Origin of the sequence: Streptomyces coeruleorubidus, from assembly GCF_008705135.1 — a bacterium.
In the GTDB taxonomy this organism is placed as follows: Bacteria; Actinomycetota; Actinomycetes; order Streptomycetales; family Streptomycetaceae; genus Streptomyces; species Streptomyces coeruleofuscus.
Window position 1 is genome coordinate 7033044 of sequence record NZ_CP023694.1, and the last position, 14861, is coordinate 7047904.

Below are 14861 nucleotides of genomic sequence, written 5' to 3' on the forward strand. Positions count from 1 at the left end.
CTCTACCGGGCCGTCGGCAGGCCGGGGCCCGTGCAGCGCACGTTCGCCGACGGCACTTCTCCGCGCACCAGGCAGGCCGCCACGGTGTCGTCCACGCACGCGTCGCCACGGCTGGCGAACACGCCGTGGGAGTAGTCGTCGTCGAGGGCGACCAGGCGTGAGCCGGGCAGCAGGCGCTGGAGGCGGCGGGCGCCCTCGATCGGCGTGACCGGGTCGTGCGCGGAGGCGACGAGGAGTGCGACGCGGTTGGCCGCCTCGTAGTTGCGGGAGTCGGCGCTGTCGAAGGCACCGGCCGGACGCAGGCCGTCCGGGTCGCCGTCCGTCAACTGGCCGCGCAGCCCGTCCGCGAGGCCCGCCCAGCGTTCCGTGCGGCCCAGGGCGCGGTACACGGCGCGGTCGAATTCCGCCGGACCGAATCCCGCCACCGGCCGCGCGGCGAGCTCCCGGCGTACGCGCAGATACGAGTCCCGCACCGCGGCCGGTGTCCCGCCCAGGCCGAAGCGCCCGGCGCGGGCGGCCGTCCAGGCGAAGAAGATGTCGCGCTGCCGCAGCAGGGCCCGGCTCTGGAGCACGTCGAAGTCGTACCAACTCCCGGGGCCGACCACGCTGTCGAGCACCATCCGGCCGACGCGGTGCGGGAAGCGGGCGGTGTAGGCCGCGCCGAGGTAGCTGCCGTAGGAGACACCGAGGAAGCTCGTCCGCGGTTCGCCGAGGGCCGCGCGTATCGCCTCCATGTCGTACGCCGTCTGCCTGGTGGACAGGTACGGCAGCAGGCGGCCCGCGTGTGTGGCGCAGTCGTCGGCCAGGGCGCGCAGGGACGCCAGGTACGTGCGTTCCGCCCCGGCTCCCGCGGGCACCGGGTCGCTGCCCGGACTGTCGAAGAGGCCGCCCATCGGGCCGCACGTGACGGGGGTGGTCCGCCCGACGCCGCGCGGGTCGAAGCCGACGACGTCGTACGCACGCCGCACGCTCTCGGGGAGCTCGGCCCGCTTGGTACCCGCGTAGAGGAGCCCTGAGCCGCCCGGGCCGCCCGGGTTGACCAGCAGGATGCCGCGCCGTTCGGCCGGTGTGCCCGAGGCGCGGACCCGGGACACCGCCACCTCGACGCGAGGCCCCACCCACCACCGGCCAGGACGCGCTCACCAAGAGCCGTATCGTCGACCAGCTGGCGGCGGTCGCTGCCCGCGGCATCGCGGTCGTCCTGCTCAGCCACGACCTGGACGTCGTGCGTGCCCTCGCCGACGAGGTCCTGGTCATGCGCGCGGGACGGGTCGTGGAATCGGGCCCCGTGGCACGGCTGTGGGCGGCGCCCCGCCACGAGTGGACCCGACGGCTGCTCGACTCACAGCGGGCCGCACCACAGCACGAGGCGAGCCGCGACGACCGGCAACCCGTCCTGGAGGTACGGGACCTGACCGCCGTGCACGACCGCAAGCACACCGTCCTGCGCGTCCCGCATCTCGCGCTCCGACCCGGCGAGTGCCTGGCCGTGGTCGGCCGCTCGGGCGGTGGCAAGACCACGCTCGCCCGCTGCCTCGCCGGCCTCCACCGCGACCACGACGGCGAGATCCTGCTCGACGGCACACCGCTCCCGCGCAGCCTGCGCCACCGCCGCCGCGACCAGCTCGCCGCCGTGCAGTACGTCTTCCAGGACGCCCGCGCGGCCTTCGACGAGCACCGGCCCGTCCTGCCCCAGGTGGCCCGTACGGCCGTACGGCTGCGGGATGCCGGCGAACGGGCGGCGGCGGACGAGGCGTCGGCCACCCTGGACCGCCTCGGCCTGCCGGCGGAACTCGCCCACCGCCGCCCCGGCGAACTGTCCGGCGGCGAACTCCAGCGCGCCGCCCTCGCCCGCGCCCTCCTCGCCCACCCCCGCGTTCTGGTCTGCGACGAGATCACCTCCGGCCTCGACACCGTCACCCGCCGGACCATCCTCGACCTGCTCGCCGCACTCGTCCGCGACCGCGACGACCTCGCCCTGGTGCTCATCACCCATGACCTGGACGCGGCGGCGGTCGCCCACCGCATCGCCGTGCTGGAAGCCGGCGAGATCGTCGAACAGGGCCCGTCCCGGCGGATCCTGACCGAACCGCGGCACCCCTTCACCGTCTCCCTCACGGAGACGATCGCCCATCTGGACACGTATACCCGGGCATGAACCGAAGCGAGTCACCCCCGTTACGAGTTGAACCGGGGCACGGCCCTGTGATTAGGGTGCGGGCGATGTTCTGCGCAGACGCCACCCCCTTATCCCGAGCAGGCAGAGGCACAGCCGCTTCGAGTCGCTGCGGGAGGGCCCGTGAGTGACACGGTGACGACGGTCCGCCCGGCGGCCGAAGCGGCCCGGGCGACTCGGGGCGGGGAACAGGGCGCGGCGGCCCGCCCGGAGCGCCGGCGGGACGCGTTCTTCGACAACGCCAAGTACCTGGCGATCGTGCTGGTGGCCGTGGGACACGCCTGGGAGCCGCTGAGGCCGGGCAGCAGGGCCGTCACCGCCCTGTACATGTTCGTCTACGCGTTCCACATGCCGGCGTTCATCATCGTCTCCGGCTACTTCTCGCGCACCTTCGACGGGAGCCCGGGGCGCCTCAGGCGCCTGGTCACCGGTGTCGTCGTGCCGTACGTGGTCTTCGAGACGGCGTACACCCTGTTCACCCGGTGGACCAGCGAGGACCCCGACCGTCCGGTCAGCCTGCTGGACCCCCTGTATCTGACCTGGTTCCTCGCGGCGTTGTTCGTCTGGCGGCTGACCACGCCGCTGTGGCGGCTGGTGCGGTGGCCGCTCCCGCTCGCCCTGGCCATCGCCGTTCTGGCGACGACCGCACCGTCCATCGGCCACGACCTCGATCTGCAGCGCATCCTGCAGTTCCTGCCGTACTTCGTGTTCGGCCTGCTGCTGCGGCCCGAGCACTTCCGGCTGGTGCGACGGCGCGCGGTGCGGATCCTGGCCGTGCCGGTGGCCCTCTGCGCCCTGGGCACGGCGTACTGGGCGGTCCCGCGGATGGACTACGCCTGGTTCTTCCACGCCGACAGTGCCCGGGAACTGGGCGTCCCCCTCTGGTACGGGCCCCTGATGACCCTGGCCGCCTTCGGCTGCTCCCTCGTCCTGGTCGCCTGCTTCCTCGCCTGGGTGCCCGGGCGCCGGACGTGGTTCACCGCGCTGGGCGCGGGCACGCTGTACGGCTACCTGCTGCACGGTTTCGTCGCGCAGGCCGCCAAGCACTGGGGCTGGTACGAGCCGGCCTGGGTCCGCGGGTCCGCCGGAGTTGTCGCCGCCACCCTGGTGGCCGCCCTGGTCATGACCGCGCTGTGCACACCCGCCGTCCGGCGCACCTTCCGCTGTGTCACCGAACCCGGGATGGCGTGGGCCTTCGGCCCTCCGCCCCGCGCTGCCCGTCGAGCTGCGCCCTGACCGCTCAGCCCACACGCTGGAGAGAACAGCACACTTCTCCACGAGGGAGCACCGGCATGACGAAGGGGCGCACCGAGGGCGGGAAACCGAAGAAGGGCGACAAGGTCACCTGGAGCAGTCACGGCAGCCGGACCGAGGGCGAGGTCGAGCGGGAGATCACCGAGCGGACCGAGGCGTCGGGCCGTACCGTCGACGCCTCGCCGGACGACCCGCAGTACGAAGTGCGCAGCGACAAGTCCGGCAGGACCGCGGTGCACAAACCGTCCGCGCTCAAGAAGAAGAAGTGAGGCGGCGTGGACGGCGAGGAGCGCGAAGAGACCTGGAGCGACTTCCGTGAGCTGGTGAACATGACACCGGCCGACCTGGAAAAATGGCTGGAGTCCGACGACTCGCAGAGCGCCGGTCAGCACCAGGACGGGGAAGAGTCCATCGGACACGCCTCCGGCCGGCGGATCGTGGCGATCCTGCGGGCCGAGAAGGGCGACCTCACGGACGACGACTACCAGCACATGCGCAAGGTCGTCGGCTATGTCCGCCGCCACCTGGCCCAGCGGCCCTCCGGGGACGTACGGGACTCACGGTGGCGGCACTCCCTGATGAACTGGGGACACGACCCGCTCGGCGGATGACCGGCCCCGGTCGGGAGCGTCAGCGCGGCGGGAGGTCCGAAGGCCCCCGGGGTCAGGGCGCGCCGGTCTCGTGCGGGGTCGCGGCGACCCCGTTCAGGGCCTGGCTCATCTGGTGCTGCGTCTCTTCGGCGACCACGCGGGCCTCCTCCACGACGTCACCACGTTCGCGTATGAGGCTCTCGTAGATCGGCAGTTCTTCGGTCCGGGTCGAGTCGGGTTTCACGGGTTCGTCCTATCGCTTTACAGCCGGGTCTGGGGGGCCCGTGTAAGTCTGCGCCATCCCGTGCCGCGGTGTTACCCACCCCCGTCCTGTCCAGAATTCCGTCACGAGCTCCGCGAATTCCCCAATTTTGTGACCGCGAGGGAAAGTCCCGGGTACGGCGAAGGGCCCCGGGAATCGCTTCCCGGGGCCCTTACGCGGATGCCGTCAGAGCGACGTCGTGTGCACGCCCGCGCTCCCGGACGCCGCCCCGCCCTCCGGCGACAGGGTCGCCTGGAGGTCGGCGCAGGCGCCTGCGGTCAGGGGCTCGACCAGGCCGCTGGAGAGGCTGCCCACGAGGCTCACGGAGGCGCCGCCCGCCATGCCGCCGGAGACGTTGTCCAGGTCGGCGTCGGTGAGTTCGGCGCTGTCGACCTGAGGGGTGAGGTTCATGGGGTGTTTCCCTTCGCGTGAATGTCTCGCAATGGCGGCGCGCGTGGGGGGTCGCCGGATCCAGAACCGAGATTCCGCACCGACGGCTCCGCCGTGCGCAGGATCAAAGCACTCGGCGGGAGAAAAGTTCCAGCCGCCTCCCGGTGCCGCACCGCGCCTTTCGGTGGCCGCCTTCACCGCCATGACCGTGGGCACACGAAATGCGCCCACTTCTTCACACATTCCGTCGCCCTGGCGCAGGCGCGGGTATTGCGCCCGGATTACCGAAGCGGGCACTTCGGCGCCAAGTTCCCATGTCCCGTCACGGACTTGGCGCCCGGCGTGCCGTCCTCCGGCGTCCTTGCGAACGGTGTGCAGATTGGCTGGAGGTTCGGGTTCCGCTCCGTCAGGCCGCCGCGGCCGGCTGCATCAGCCGGGCCAGCAGGTCGTCCAGGGTGACCAGGCCGGTGAGCCGGCCGGCGCTGTCACGGACCACGGCCAGGGAGGACCGGCGGCGGCGCAGCACCTCGATCGCGTCGGCGACCGTGGTCGCCTCCGTCAGCTCGGGCACCGGACGGGCCAGTTCACGGGCGGTCGTGGCCCGCCCCCGGGCCCGGGCGACCAGGGCGTCACGGGCGTGGACCGAGCCCAGGACGGTGCCGTTCTCCCGGACGAGCAGCCGGGTGCGGTCGAGGCCGGCGGCCAGCCGCAGCAGCGCCTCGACGTCCGTGCCGCCCTCGACCCAGGTGAGCTCCGCCGCCGGGATCCGCAGCGCCGCGACCGGCGTCTCCGGCTCGGTCAGCGAGCGGGTCAGCAGCTCCGAGTCGGTCGCGCTGATCAGGCCCAGCCGCTCGGACTCCGCCACCAGGTGCGTCAGCTGCTCCCGGTTGTGCACCGAGGCCAGCTCGTCGCGCGGGGCCACCCGGCACAGCCGTACCAGCGCGTTGCTCGCCGCGTTGAGCAGCCGGATCAGCGGCCGTACGGCCCGCACCACGGCCCGGAACGGTGGGGAGAGCAGCATCGCCGAGCGCTCGGGGTGGGCGATCGCCCATGACTTGGGGGCCATCTCGCCGACCACCATGTGCAGGAACACCACCACGGCCATCGCCACGGCGAACGCCACGCCGTAACTCACGGCGCTGGGCAGGCCCAGCTTGTGCAGCAGCGGGTCGAGTTCGTGCGAGATCGCCGGCTTCGACACCGAGCCCAGGCCCAGGGTGCACACGGTGATGCCCAGCTGGGCGCCGGCCAGCATCAGCGACAGCTCGCGCATACCGGCCAGGGCCGCCCCGGCGCCGCGCCGGCCCTCGGCCGCCGCCTTCTCCATGCGGTGCCGTTTGGCGGCGACCAGCGCGAACTCGGCCGCCACGAAGAAGCCGCTGCCGATCAGCAGCAGCACGGTCACGAAGACCGCCATCGGGAAACTCACGCCATCTCCTCGGCTTCCGCTGCTTCCTCGGCGTCCACGAGCGGGCTGATCCGTACCCGGTCGGCCACGTGCCGGTCGAGCGTGCGGACGTCGATCACGGCGCGCCCGCCTGCGGGCAGCTCGACCGTGACCCGGTCGCCGACCGTCGGGAAGCGGCCGAGCCGGTCCACGACCAGGCCGGCCACGGTGTCGTAGTCGTCGTCCTCCGGCAGCCCGACACCGGTGGCCTCCGCCACCTCGTCCAGCCGGCGGCCGGCGTCCACCAGCCAGCCGTCGCCGTCCGCGACGGCGAGGACGGTGACCTTGTCGGACTCGTCGGCGATGTCGCCGACCAGCTCCTCGGCGATGTCCTCGTACGTGACGATGCCCGCCACGCCGCCGTGCTCGTCGAGGACGACCGCGAACTCGTCGTCCTGCTCCCGCATCCGGTTCACGGCGTCCGGCAGCGCGAGCGTGTCCGGCAGCAGCAGCGGCCGCCGGGCCACCTCACCGGCGCTCGCGACGGCGAGGCGGGCGGCGGGCAGCGCCATCAGCTCGCGCACCCCCAGCACGCCCGCGATGTCGTCCGGATGGTCGCCGAGGACGGGGTAGTTGGAGTGGCCGTGCTCGGCGATCAGGCCGACCGCCTCGTCGGCGCCGGCGTCCTTGCGCACGAAGACGGCGTCGGCGCGCGGCACCATCACCTCGTCGAGGGTGCGTTCGGAGAACTCCAGCGCGTGGTCCAGCAGCGCGGCGGTGTCCTTGGGCAGCGCGCCCCGCTCGTGCGACTCGCCGATCAGATGGCCCAGCTCCTCCAGTGTGGCGCCGTGATGCAGCTCCTCCACCGGCTCGATGCCGGCCTTGCGCAGCAGCTTGTTCGCAGCGCTGTCGAAGACGCGTACGACAGGGCCGACGACCTTCAGATACGCCAGCGTCGACGGGGCCAGCGCCTTCGCCAGCCGCTCCGGCACGGCGATCGCGAGGTTCTTCGGGGCCAGCTCGCCCAGCACCATCTGCACGACCGTGGCCAGGACGAAGGCCAGCGTCACGGAGACGCCGCTGACGGCCGCGTCGGGCAGGCCGAGCCCGGACAGGGCGGGCCTGAGCAGCGCGGACACCGACGGCTCGGCGATGAAGCCGACGACCAGTCCGGTGACGGTGATGCCGAGCTGCGCGCCCGACAGCATGAAGGACAGCCGCTCCAGCACCCGCAGGGCGCGGGCGGCCTTCTTGTCCCCGGCCTCGGCCTCACGCGCGAGGGTGAGCCGGTCCGCGGAGACGTAGGCGAACTCCTGGGCGACGAAGTAGCCGGTGCCGGCGGTCAGCACGAACACGGCGAGCAGGCCCAGGAGGGCGTTCGCGGCACTCATCCCACACCATCCCGCCGTGTGCCGCGATCACTGATGTCGTGGCGGAATGGTCGGGGACTGTGCCCCGGAGGGTCCGTCGAACTGGCGGACAACAAGTGGCTCCTTATACGTGGTGTGTCTCCGGGTCAACGCCCGTCGGCGCGCCCGTGTTCCCGGATTCTACGACGGTGTAGAGAACGTCGCCCGGGGCGCCGGGCCGGCCTCCCTCAGTCCGCGCGGGACTCCTCGGTGAGGTCCGGCACCAGCGCGGACAGCGCCTCCCGCTGGTCCGGGCCCATGAAGCGGGCGAGGGACCGCGTCACCGTCTCGGCGAGCGGGCCGGAGGCCTCGGTCAGCAGGCGGCGGGCCTTGTCGGTGAGGGCTACCTCGACGCCGCGCTTGTCGCCGCACACCGACCTGCGCGTGACGAGACCGGCGTGCTGGAGGCAGGCGATCTGGTAGGTGAGGCGGGTCTTCGGGCGGCCCAGGAGCTCCGCGACGCGCGTCATGCGCAGGCCGCCCTCGGGCTGCTCCGCGAGCAGGCACAGGATCAGGAACTCGTCGTGCGAGACGTCCAGCTTCTCCTTGACGACCGCGCGCAGCCGCTGCTCCACCGCCCCCGTCGCGGCGAGCAGCAGCATCCAGGCGCGCAGCTCCGGCGGCAGCAGTCCGCCGCCCTCCGCGGACGGGCATTCAGGCAGGTCGGCGGGGTGCTCCTGGTGGTCGGCCATACGTCCCAGCCTACCTGTCGTCCAAATTTGGAACAGGGGGTTGTTCAACTTTGGACGATCCGTTAGCGTGCAGTCATCCAAATTTGAACGACAAGAGTGGAGAAGGATCATGACCGTCGCCGTGGAAACCGGACTGTGGCAGCTCGACACGACCGCCTCGACCGCCGGCATCCAGCACAAGACCATGTGGGGCCTGGTCACCGTGAAGGGCACCTTCGGCGCGATCGGCGGCTCGGGCGAGGTCCGGCCCGACGGATCCGCCGCCGGCACCCTGACCTTCGACGTCGCCTCCCTCGACACCAAGAACGCCAAGCGCGACACCCACCTGAGGTCCGCCGACTTCTTCGACGCCGACCACCACCCCGATATCACCTTCGTGGCCCGCAGCGCCGAGCTCCGTGACGGCGACCAGGTGCACGTCGTCGGTCAGCTCACCGTGCGCGGCGTCAGCAGGCCGCTGTCCCTCACCGCCCGCCTGAAGGACGGGGACGCCACGGGACTCACACTGGAGACGGAGTTCAGCGTCGACCGGGACCAGTTCGGCATGGGGTGGAACCAGCTCGGCATGATCCGCGGCCGGACCACCGTCACCGCGAACCTGCGCTTCGTCCGGGCCATCGGCTGACGCCTCGCAGCGGTGTCAGCCCGTCCGGCGCACCGCCTGCTGCACATCCGTGCTCGACAGGGTCTGCGGCGACGCCGTGAACGCGCGCAGGCGGATCCGGGCACCCGGCCGGGGCACGGTGAACCGGCCCTCGGGCGGCCGGATTTCATAGCGGGCGGTGGTGTGCGCGGGCAGGGTGCGCGGCCCCCGGACGATCCGCCAGTACGGGTCCATGCCCTGGCCCATCGTCAGGGTGAAGTGCGGAGTGAGGGCCATGGCGTCCGTGTTGGTGACCTGGAGGGTGAGGCGGGAGACGGCCGCCGGGGTGAGGTGGCGGGCTCCGATGACCCGCATGCGCAGGGGCGGTGCACCCGTGGCCGCCACGGCGGCACTGACCAGCGCGGGCATGAGCAGCAGCACCGTCAGGGCGACCCGGGCCGGGCGGCGCCGCGGCCCGGACAGCGGGCGCGCCCGGGGCTGCCACGCCCCGGCGAACGCCGACGCGGGAGCGGTGACGGCCGCCGCCAGCCACAGCGGCGTCATCAGCAGGTAGTAACCGTCCTGCGAGCGGGTCGCCAGGTAGAAGGCGCACCAGGGCAGGACGGTCGCGGCCGGACCCAGCCGCCGGACGAACAGCACGAACAGCACGAGCAGGCCGCCGAGCAGCAGCAGACTCGCGGAGGAGTACCAGTCGAGGCGGTCACTGCCGTCGGTCAGGTACAGCGAGATGTCCACCACGCCCTGCCCGTGCAGCACCGCGCCCTGCGTCAGCGGCAGGGCGATCCCCGTCAGCCAGGGGCCCGGCTCGCTGACGACGAAGTAGGTGTTGACCAGGAGCCACACGGTCGCCGCGGCCCCGGTGAATCGCAGCACCACCAGTGCCGCGGCCCGGCCGCCCAGCTCGCCGCGCCGCACGGCGTAGATCCCGGCCAGCAGGAACGGCGCCAGGAACCAGGGGAGTTGCTGTGCCGCGCACGCCGCCCCCAGACACGCGGCCCGTGCCAGCCCCGCCGCCCCGAGCCGCCCGCCCGCCCCGGTACGCGGCCAGCGCACCACCACCGGCACCAGCAGGGCCAGGGCCACGATCGCCGGGTAGCCGAGCCGCGCGTACGACGGCAGCATCCCGAAGCCCAGGCACACCATGGTCGCCGCCGACCGCCACGGCGCCGGCAGCATCCGCCACAGCACGACCGTGCCGGCGACCAGCGCGCCCGTGCTCACCGCCGTCGCCGGGGCACCGCCGTGGCCCAGCCACAGCAGCGGCACGCTCAGCAGCGGGGCCAGCGGCGGATAGCCATACGTGAGGTCGTAGCCCCCGGTCACCGTCAGGGGTGAGGGCCACGCCGTGGCCGAAGAGCCAGGGCCACGCCTGCCCGTACACCGGGTGCCCCGCGGCCACTTCCCGTGCCGCCTGGGTGGTGAGCAGCGCCTCGTCGGAGCCGTGGTGCAGCACGGTCCAGGCGCACAGGGCGAGCGTCACGCCCGTCACCAGCACGCACAGGTCCACCCGGGCCAGCGACCGCTCCCGGCGGACGACCAGGGCCAGCACCCCGCATGCCAGGACCGAGGCGTAGCACGCCGAGATCACCACGGCCACGGCCGGCCGGTGACCGGCCGCCGTCGCCCACACGGCACGGGTGCCGATCAGCAGGCTGATGTCGGCGAGCAGGGTCAGGACGCGGTGCCACTGGACCGGGGGCGGCGGCCCGGCCACCGCCGACTGCGTGCGCGGGCCGGGCACCACCAGCGTGGTTTCCGCCTCGACGACTGGAGACGAGTACACGCCGAAGGACGCTAATCGCCGCCGGTGAGCGGGGCCCGGACGGCGGTGAAGAGCCGGGTGTGAGGCGAGTAAGGACCCGACGGGCGCTCAGTACACGTCCCGTACGTACCGCTTGTCCGCCGCCAGTTGCTTCACGTACGCGGCGGCCTCCGCCTCGCTCAGCCCGCCGTGTGCCACCGCGATGTCCCGCAGGGCCCGGTCCACGTCCTTGGCCATGCGGGAGGCGTCGCCGCAGACGTAGAAGCGGGCGCCGTCGTGCAGCCAGTGCCACAGCTCCGGCCCGTGCTCGCGCATCCGGTCCTGTACGTACACCTTGTTGCGCTGGTCGCGGGAGAAGGCGGTGTCCAGACGGGTGAGGGTGCCCTCGTCGAGCAGAGCCGTCAGCTCGTCCTCGTAGTAGAAGTCCGTCGCGCGGTGCTGCTCGCCGAAGAGCAGCCAGTTGGGGGCCCGGTGCCCGAGGGCCCGCCGCTCCTGGAGGAAGCCGATGAACGGCGCGACGCCGGTGCCGGGGCCGACCATGACCATCGGCGTCGACGCGTCGGCCGGGGGCCGGAAGTGCGGCGAGCGCTGCACGAACACCGGCACCTCGGTGTCCGCCCCGGAGTCGGCGAGGAAGGGGGAGCACACCCCGCCGCGCTGACGCCCGTGCAGGTTCTCGTAGCGCACCACCGACACCGTCAGGGACACCCGCTGCGGATCGACCAGCGGGCTGGACGATATGGAGTACAGCCGCGGCTGGAGCTTCCGCAGCACCCCGGCCCACTCCTCGGCACTCGCCCGCACCGTGTACTCGGCGATCACGTCCACGGCCTGCCGCCCCCAGCACCACTGCGCCAGCCCGTCCTTGTTGTCGGGCCGCAGCAGCCTGCGCAACTCGTGCTTGTCGCGGGCGCGTTCGGCGACGAACCGCAGCAGGTCCGGCGTGATTCTCGTGATGTCGAGGTGCCGGGCCAGCGCCTCGTCGAACGGCACCTCGCCGGCACCGGCCACCTCGACGGCCGTCCCGCCGTCCAGCCCGGTCACCGCCAGCCACTCCGCCACGAGGTCCGGCGCGTTGACCGGCCGCACGCCGAGGGCGTCCCCGGCCTCGTACGCCAGGTCCGTCCCGCTGGTGTCGAAGGTGAACCGCCGGACCTCCTTGCCCGCGCCCGGCCGGCTGAGCAGCCGGTTGCCGACGAGCCGGACGACCGTGGCGGCCGGCTTCGGCCGCGGCTTCGGCTTCGGTTCCGGCTTCGGTTCCGGTCGCGAGGCCGGGGAGCCGGCGGGGGCGGCGGGGGCGGCGGGGGCGGCGGCCGGACCGCCCAGCGCCGAGAGCACGTGGTCGAGCCAGGCCCCCGCGGAGTCCCCGTAGTCCGGCTCGCAGTCCGTACGCGGGGCCAGCCGCACCCCGCCCAGTTCGTCGAGCCGCGCGTCCAGCCGGCGCCCGTGCCCGCAGAAGTCGTCGTAGGAGGAGTCGCCGAAGGCGAGCACGGCGTACCGCACCCCCTCCAGCCGCGGGGCGCCTTCGCCGGAGAGCGCGTCCCACAGGCCGGTGCCGTTGTCGGGCGCGTCGCCGTCCCCGAAGGTGCTGGTGATGAAGAGCAGGTCCGCCGTGCGGGCGAGCGCGGTGACGTCCGCCTCGTCCATGCCGACGAGGGTCGTACGGTGCCCGGTCGCGGTCAGCCGCTCGGCCGTGGCGGTGGCGAACTCCTCGGCGTTGCCCGTCTGCGAGGCCCACAGCACCACGACCTCACGGCCGGACGGCTCCCTCGCGGGGGCGGCCGGCGGTGCCGAGCGCGAGTACATGCCGGCGAGGACCCCGTTGACCCACAGGGCGTGCTCGGGGGTGAAGGGCGCGTCGGGTGGGAGCACCGGAACGCCGGGGGCGCCCGAGCCGAGCCCGGCGAGGAAGCCGGTGAGGTACTGGCGTTCCTGGGCGGACAGGACCGGGGGAGGGGAGGGCCGGAGGCCGAAGGGGTCGGTCCCGGCGGGGGTGACGGCCGTCGGCGTCAGAGCCCCGGCCGGTCCCTCGCCCACGGCGCTCGCGGCCTCTTGCGGGGCAGCGTCTCGCGAGGGCGTCGCCACCTTTGCCAGCGACACCGCGCACACCTTGAACTCCGGCTGGAACGACAGCGGATCCACCGCGTCGCTCGTCACCGCGTTGATGCTCAGGTACTCGCCGAACAGGTCGTTCCAGTGGAAGGGCGCGAAGCAGCAGCCCGGCCGCACCCGGTCCGTCACCGCCGCCGGCAGCACGGCCCGCCCGCGCCGCGAGGCGACCTCGACCAGATCGCCCTCCGCGACCCCGAGCGCCTCCGCGTCCTGCGGATGGAGTTCCACGAAGGGCCCGGCGTTCAGCTTGTTGAGCTTGGCGACCTTCCCGGTCTTGGTGAGCGTGTGCCACTGGTGCTGCACCCGCCCGGTGTTGAGCACGAACGGATAGTCGTCGTCCGGCATCTCGGCGGCGGGCAGATGCGGCCGGGCGAAGAAGACGGCACGACCGCTCGCCGTCGGAAAACGCAGCCCGTCCTCACCCACGTACCGGACGGGATTGCGCTCCGGACCGTCCTCCCGCGCGGCCGGCCACTGCACGGGCGTCCGGCGCAGCCGCTCGTAGGAGACACCGCGCAGGTCCCACTGCGTCTTCGGGTTGTGGAACCGCCGGATCTCCTCGAAGACCTGCTCGGCGCTGTCGTACGAGAACCCCTTCTCGTACCCCATCGCGCACGCGACCTCCGCGATGATCCGCCAGTCGGCCATCGCCTCCCCGGGCGGATCCGCGGCGGCCCGGGTCAGCGTGAGGTTGCGCTCGCTGTTGACGAAGACGCCCTCCGCCTCGGTCCACATCGCGCCGGGCAGGACGACATCGGCGTACGCGTTCGTCTCGGTGTCCGCGAACACGTCCTGCGTGACCACGAACTCGGCGGCCTCCAGGCCCTCGATGACCGTACGGCGGTTGGCGACCGAGGCGACGGGGTTGGTGCAGATGATCCAGCAGGCCTTGATCTCCCCGTCGGCCATCTTCCGGAACATCTCGACGGTGCCCTGCCCGGCCCCGTCGGCCCGCAGCGTCCCCGGCGGCAGCTCCCACACGTCCTCGGTGAACGCCCGCTCGTCCTCCACGAGCACCGACCGCTGCCCCGGCAGCCCAGGGCCCATGTAGCCCATCTCGCGCCCGCCCATGGCGTTGGGCTGCCCGGTGAGCGAGAACGGCCCGGCGCCCGGACGGCAGATCGCGCCCGTCGCCAGATGCAGGTTGACCAGGGCGTTGGTGTTCCAGGTGCCGTGCGTGGACTGGTTCAGCCCCATGGTCCAGCAGCTCATCCACTGCTTGCCGGCCTCGCCGATCAGCCGGGCGGCCCGGCGGATGTCGTCCTCCGCGAGCCCGGTGATCTCCGCGACCGCCGCCGGGCCGTAGTCGGCGAGGAAGGCGGGCAGGTCCTCCCAGCCCTCGGTGTGGGCCGCGACGAACTTTGGATCGGTGTGCCCGTCCGCGTGCAGCAGGTGCAGCAGGCCGTTCAGCAGCGCGAGGTCGGTACCCGGCCTGACCTGGAGGAACAGATCGGCCTTGGCGGCGGTCGCGGTCCGCCGCGGATCGACGACGATCAGCTTGGCGCCCGCCTTGACCCGCTCCATCATCCGCAGGAAGAGGATCGGATGGCAGTCGGCCATGTTGGAGCCGATGACGAGGAAGACGTCCGCCTGATCGAAGTCGTCGTACGAGCCGGGCGGCCCGTCCGCGCCCAGCGACAGCTTGTAGCCGGTGCCCGCGCTCGCCATGCACAGCCGCGAGTTCGACTCGATCGCGTTCGTCCGCACGAACCCCTTGGCCAGCTTGTTCGCCAGGTACTGCGCCTCCAGGCTCATCTGCCCGGACACGTAGAAGGCGACCGCGTCCGGCCCGTGCGCGTCGACGATCGCCCGCAGCCGCGCGGCGGTCTCGGCGATCGCGTCGGCGACGGGCGAGGGCACCGGCTCCTCGCCCCGGTCGTCCCGGACGAGCGCGGTGGTCAGCCGCCCGGGCGCGGCGAGCATGTCGGCCGTCGTCGCGCCCTTGGTGCACAGCCGGCCCGCGTTCGCCGGGTGCGCTTTGTCGCCGGACGCCTTCAGGACCGTGCGCCGCCCGTCCGGCCCCATGCCGACGTCCAGCACGAGACCGCAGCCCACACCGCAGTACGAGCAGACGGTGCGCACCTGCTCCGTCTCCTGCTGCGGCCGTGGCGTCGTGGTCATGCCGTAGACGGTACGAATTCCCCGTTACGCAGGTGTCACATTGCTTGATCACCGGCAGTTACGCCCGTCACACAGCCGCGTTCCGGCCGTTGTGAGGTGCAT

11 protein-coding genes and 2 pseudogenes are annotated in these 14861 nt (G+C 72.7%); 5 read left to right on the forward strand and 8 right to left on the reverse strand.

Annotated elements, in window-relative coordinates:
* Window positions 1-2: 2 nt before the first annotated feature.
* On the reverse strand, window positions 3-1094 hold the full coding sequence (locus CP976_RS32550; RefSeq protein ID WP_229875319.1) for an alpha/beta fold hydrolase: 1092 nt from the start codon (window positions 1092-1094) through the stop codon (window positions 3-5).
* Window positions 1095-1117: 23 nt separating this feature from the next.
* Here CP976_RS32550 and CP976_RS32555 point away from each other — a divergent pair.
* The 4 genes and pseudogenes from CP976_RS32555 to CP976_RS32570 form a co-directional block, all read left to right on the forward strand.
* Window positions 1118-2158: pseudogene (locus tag CP976_RS32555) on the forward strand (ABC transporter ATP-binding protein); the annotation flags it as partial.
* A gap of 141 nt (window positions 2159-2299) precedes the next feature.
* Window positions 2300-3412, forward strand: coding sequence for an acyltransferase family protein (locus tag CP976_RS32560; RefSeq protein ID WP_150483505.1), 1113 nt, complete (start codon window positions 2300-2302; stop codon window positions 3410-3412).
* Window positions 3413-3468: 56 nt separating this feature from the next.
* A complete protein-coding gene (locus tag CP976_RS32565; RefSeq protein WP_150483506.1) occupies window positions 3469-3699 on the forward strand; it encodes a hypervirulence associated TUDOR domain-containing protein in 231 nt (76 codons plus the stop codon).
* A gap of 6 nt (window positions 3700-3705) precedes the next feature.
* Window positions 3706-4041, forward strand: a complete 336-nt coding sequence (locus CP976_RS32570) for a DUF3140 domain-containing protein (protein WP_150483507.1) — start codon at window positions 3706-3708, stop codon at window positions 4039-4041.
* A 52-nt stretch (window positions 4042-4093) separates the two neighbouring features.
* Here CP976_RS32570 and CP976_RS43065 read toward each other — a convergent pair whose 3' ends face one another.
* The 5 genes from CP976_RS43065 to CP976_RS32590 all read right to left on the reverse strand — a co-directional run bounded on the left by CP976_RS43065 (window position 4094) and on the right by CP976_RS32590 (window position 8160).
* Window positions 4094-4264: a hypothetical protein gene (locus CP976_RS43065; protein ID WP_167537233.1), complete on the reverse strand. Its 171-nt coding sequence runs from the start codon at window positions 4262-4264 to the stop codon at window positions 4094-4096.
* Between the two features lie 204 nt (window positions 4265-4468).
* A complete protein-coding gene (locus tag CP976_RS32575) occupies window positions 4469-4693 on the reverse strand; it encodes a hypothetical protein (RefSeq protein WP_150483508.1) in 225 nt (74 codons plus the stop codon).
* Between the two features lie 385 nt (window positions 4694-5078).
* The gene (locus CP976_RS32580) at window positions 5079-6101 is read right to left on the reverse strand and encodes a hemolysin family protein (RefSeq protein WP_150483509.1); all 1023 of its coding nucleotides are present in this window, start codon (window positions 6099-6101) and stop codon (window positions 5079-5081) included.
* Window positions 6098-7450 (reverse strand): hemolysin family protein, encoded by a 1353-nt coding sequence (locus CP976_RS32585; protein ID WP_150483510.1) that lies wholly within the window; start codon window positions 7448-7450, stop codon window positions 6098-6100. Before CP976_RS32585 ends, CP976_RS32580 begins: the two co-directional genes overlap by 4 nt.
* Before the next feature lie 206 nt (window positions 7451-7656).
* On the reverse strand, window positions 7657-8160 hold the full coding sequence (locus tag CP976_RS32590; RefSeq protein ID WP_150483511.1) for a MarR family winged helix-turn-helix transcriptional regulator: 504 nt from the start codon (window positions 8158-8160) through the stop codon (window positions 7657-7659).
* Between the two features lie 109 nt (window positions 8161-8269).
* Here CP976_RS32590 and CP976_RS32595 point away from each other — a divergent pair, with 109 nt between their 5' ends.
* A complete protein-coding gene (locus CP976_RS32595; protein WP_150483512.1) occupies window positions 8270-8785 on the forward strand; it encodes a YceI family protein in 516 nt (171 codons plus the stop codon).
* A 15-nt stretch (window positions 8786-8800) separates the two neighbouring features.
* On the opposite strand, the pseudogene CP976_RS32600 reads toward CP976_RS32595, so the two are convergent.
* Window positions 8801-10508, reverse strand: a pseudogene (locus CP976_RS32600) (hypothetical protein).
* A gap of 126 nt (window positions 10509-10634) precedes the next feature.
* Complete coding sequence (locus tag CP976_RS32605; protein ID WP_150483513.1) at window positions 10635-14759, reverse strand: bifunctional nitrate reductase/sulfite reductase flavoprotein subunit alpha; 4125 nt, start codon at window positions 14757-14759, stop codon at window positions 10635-10637.
* Between the last annotated feature and the right edge of the window lie 102 nt (window positions 14760-14861).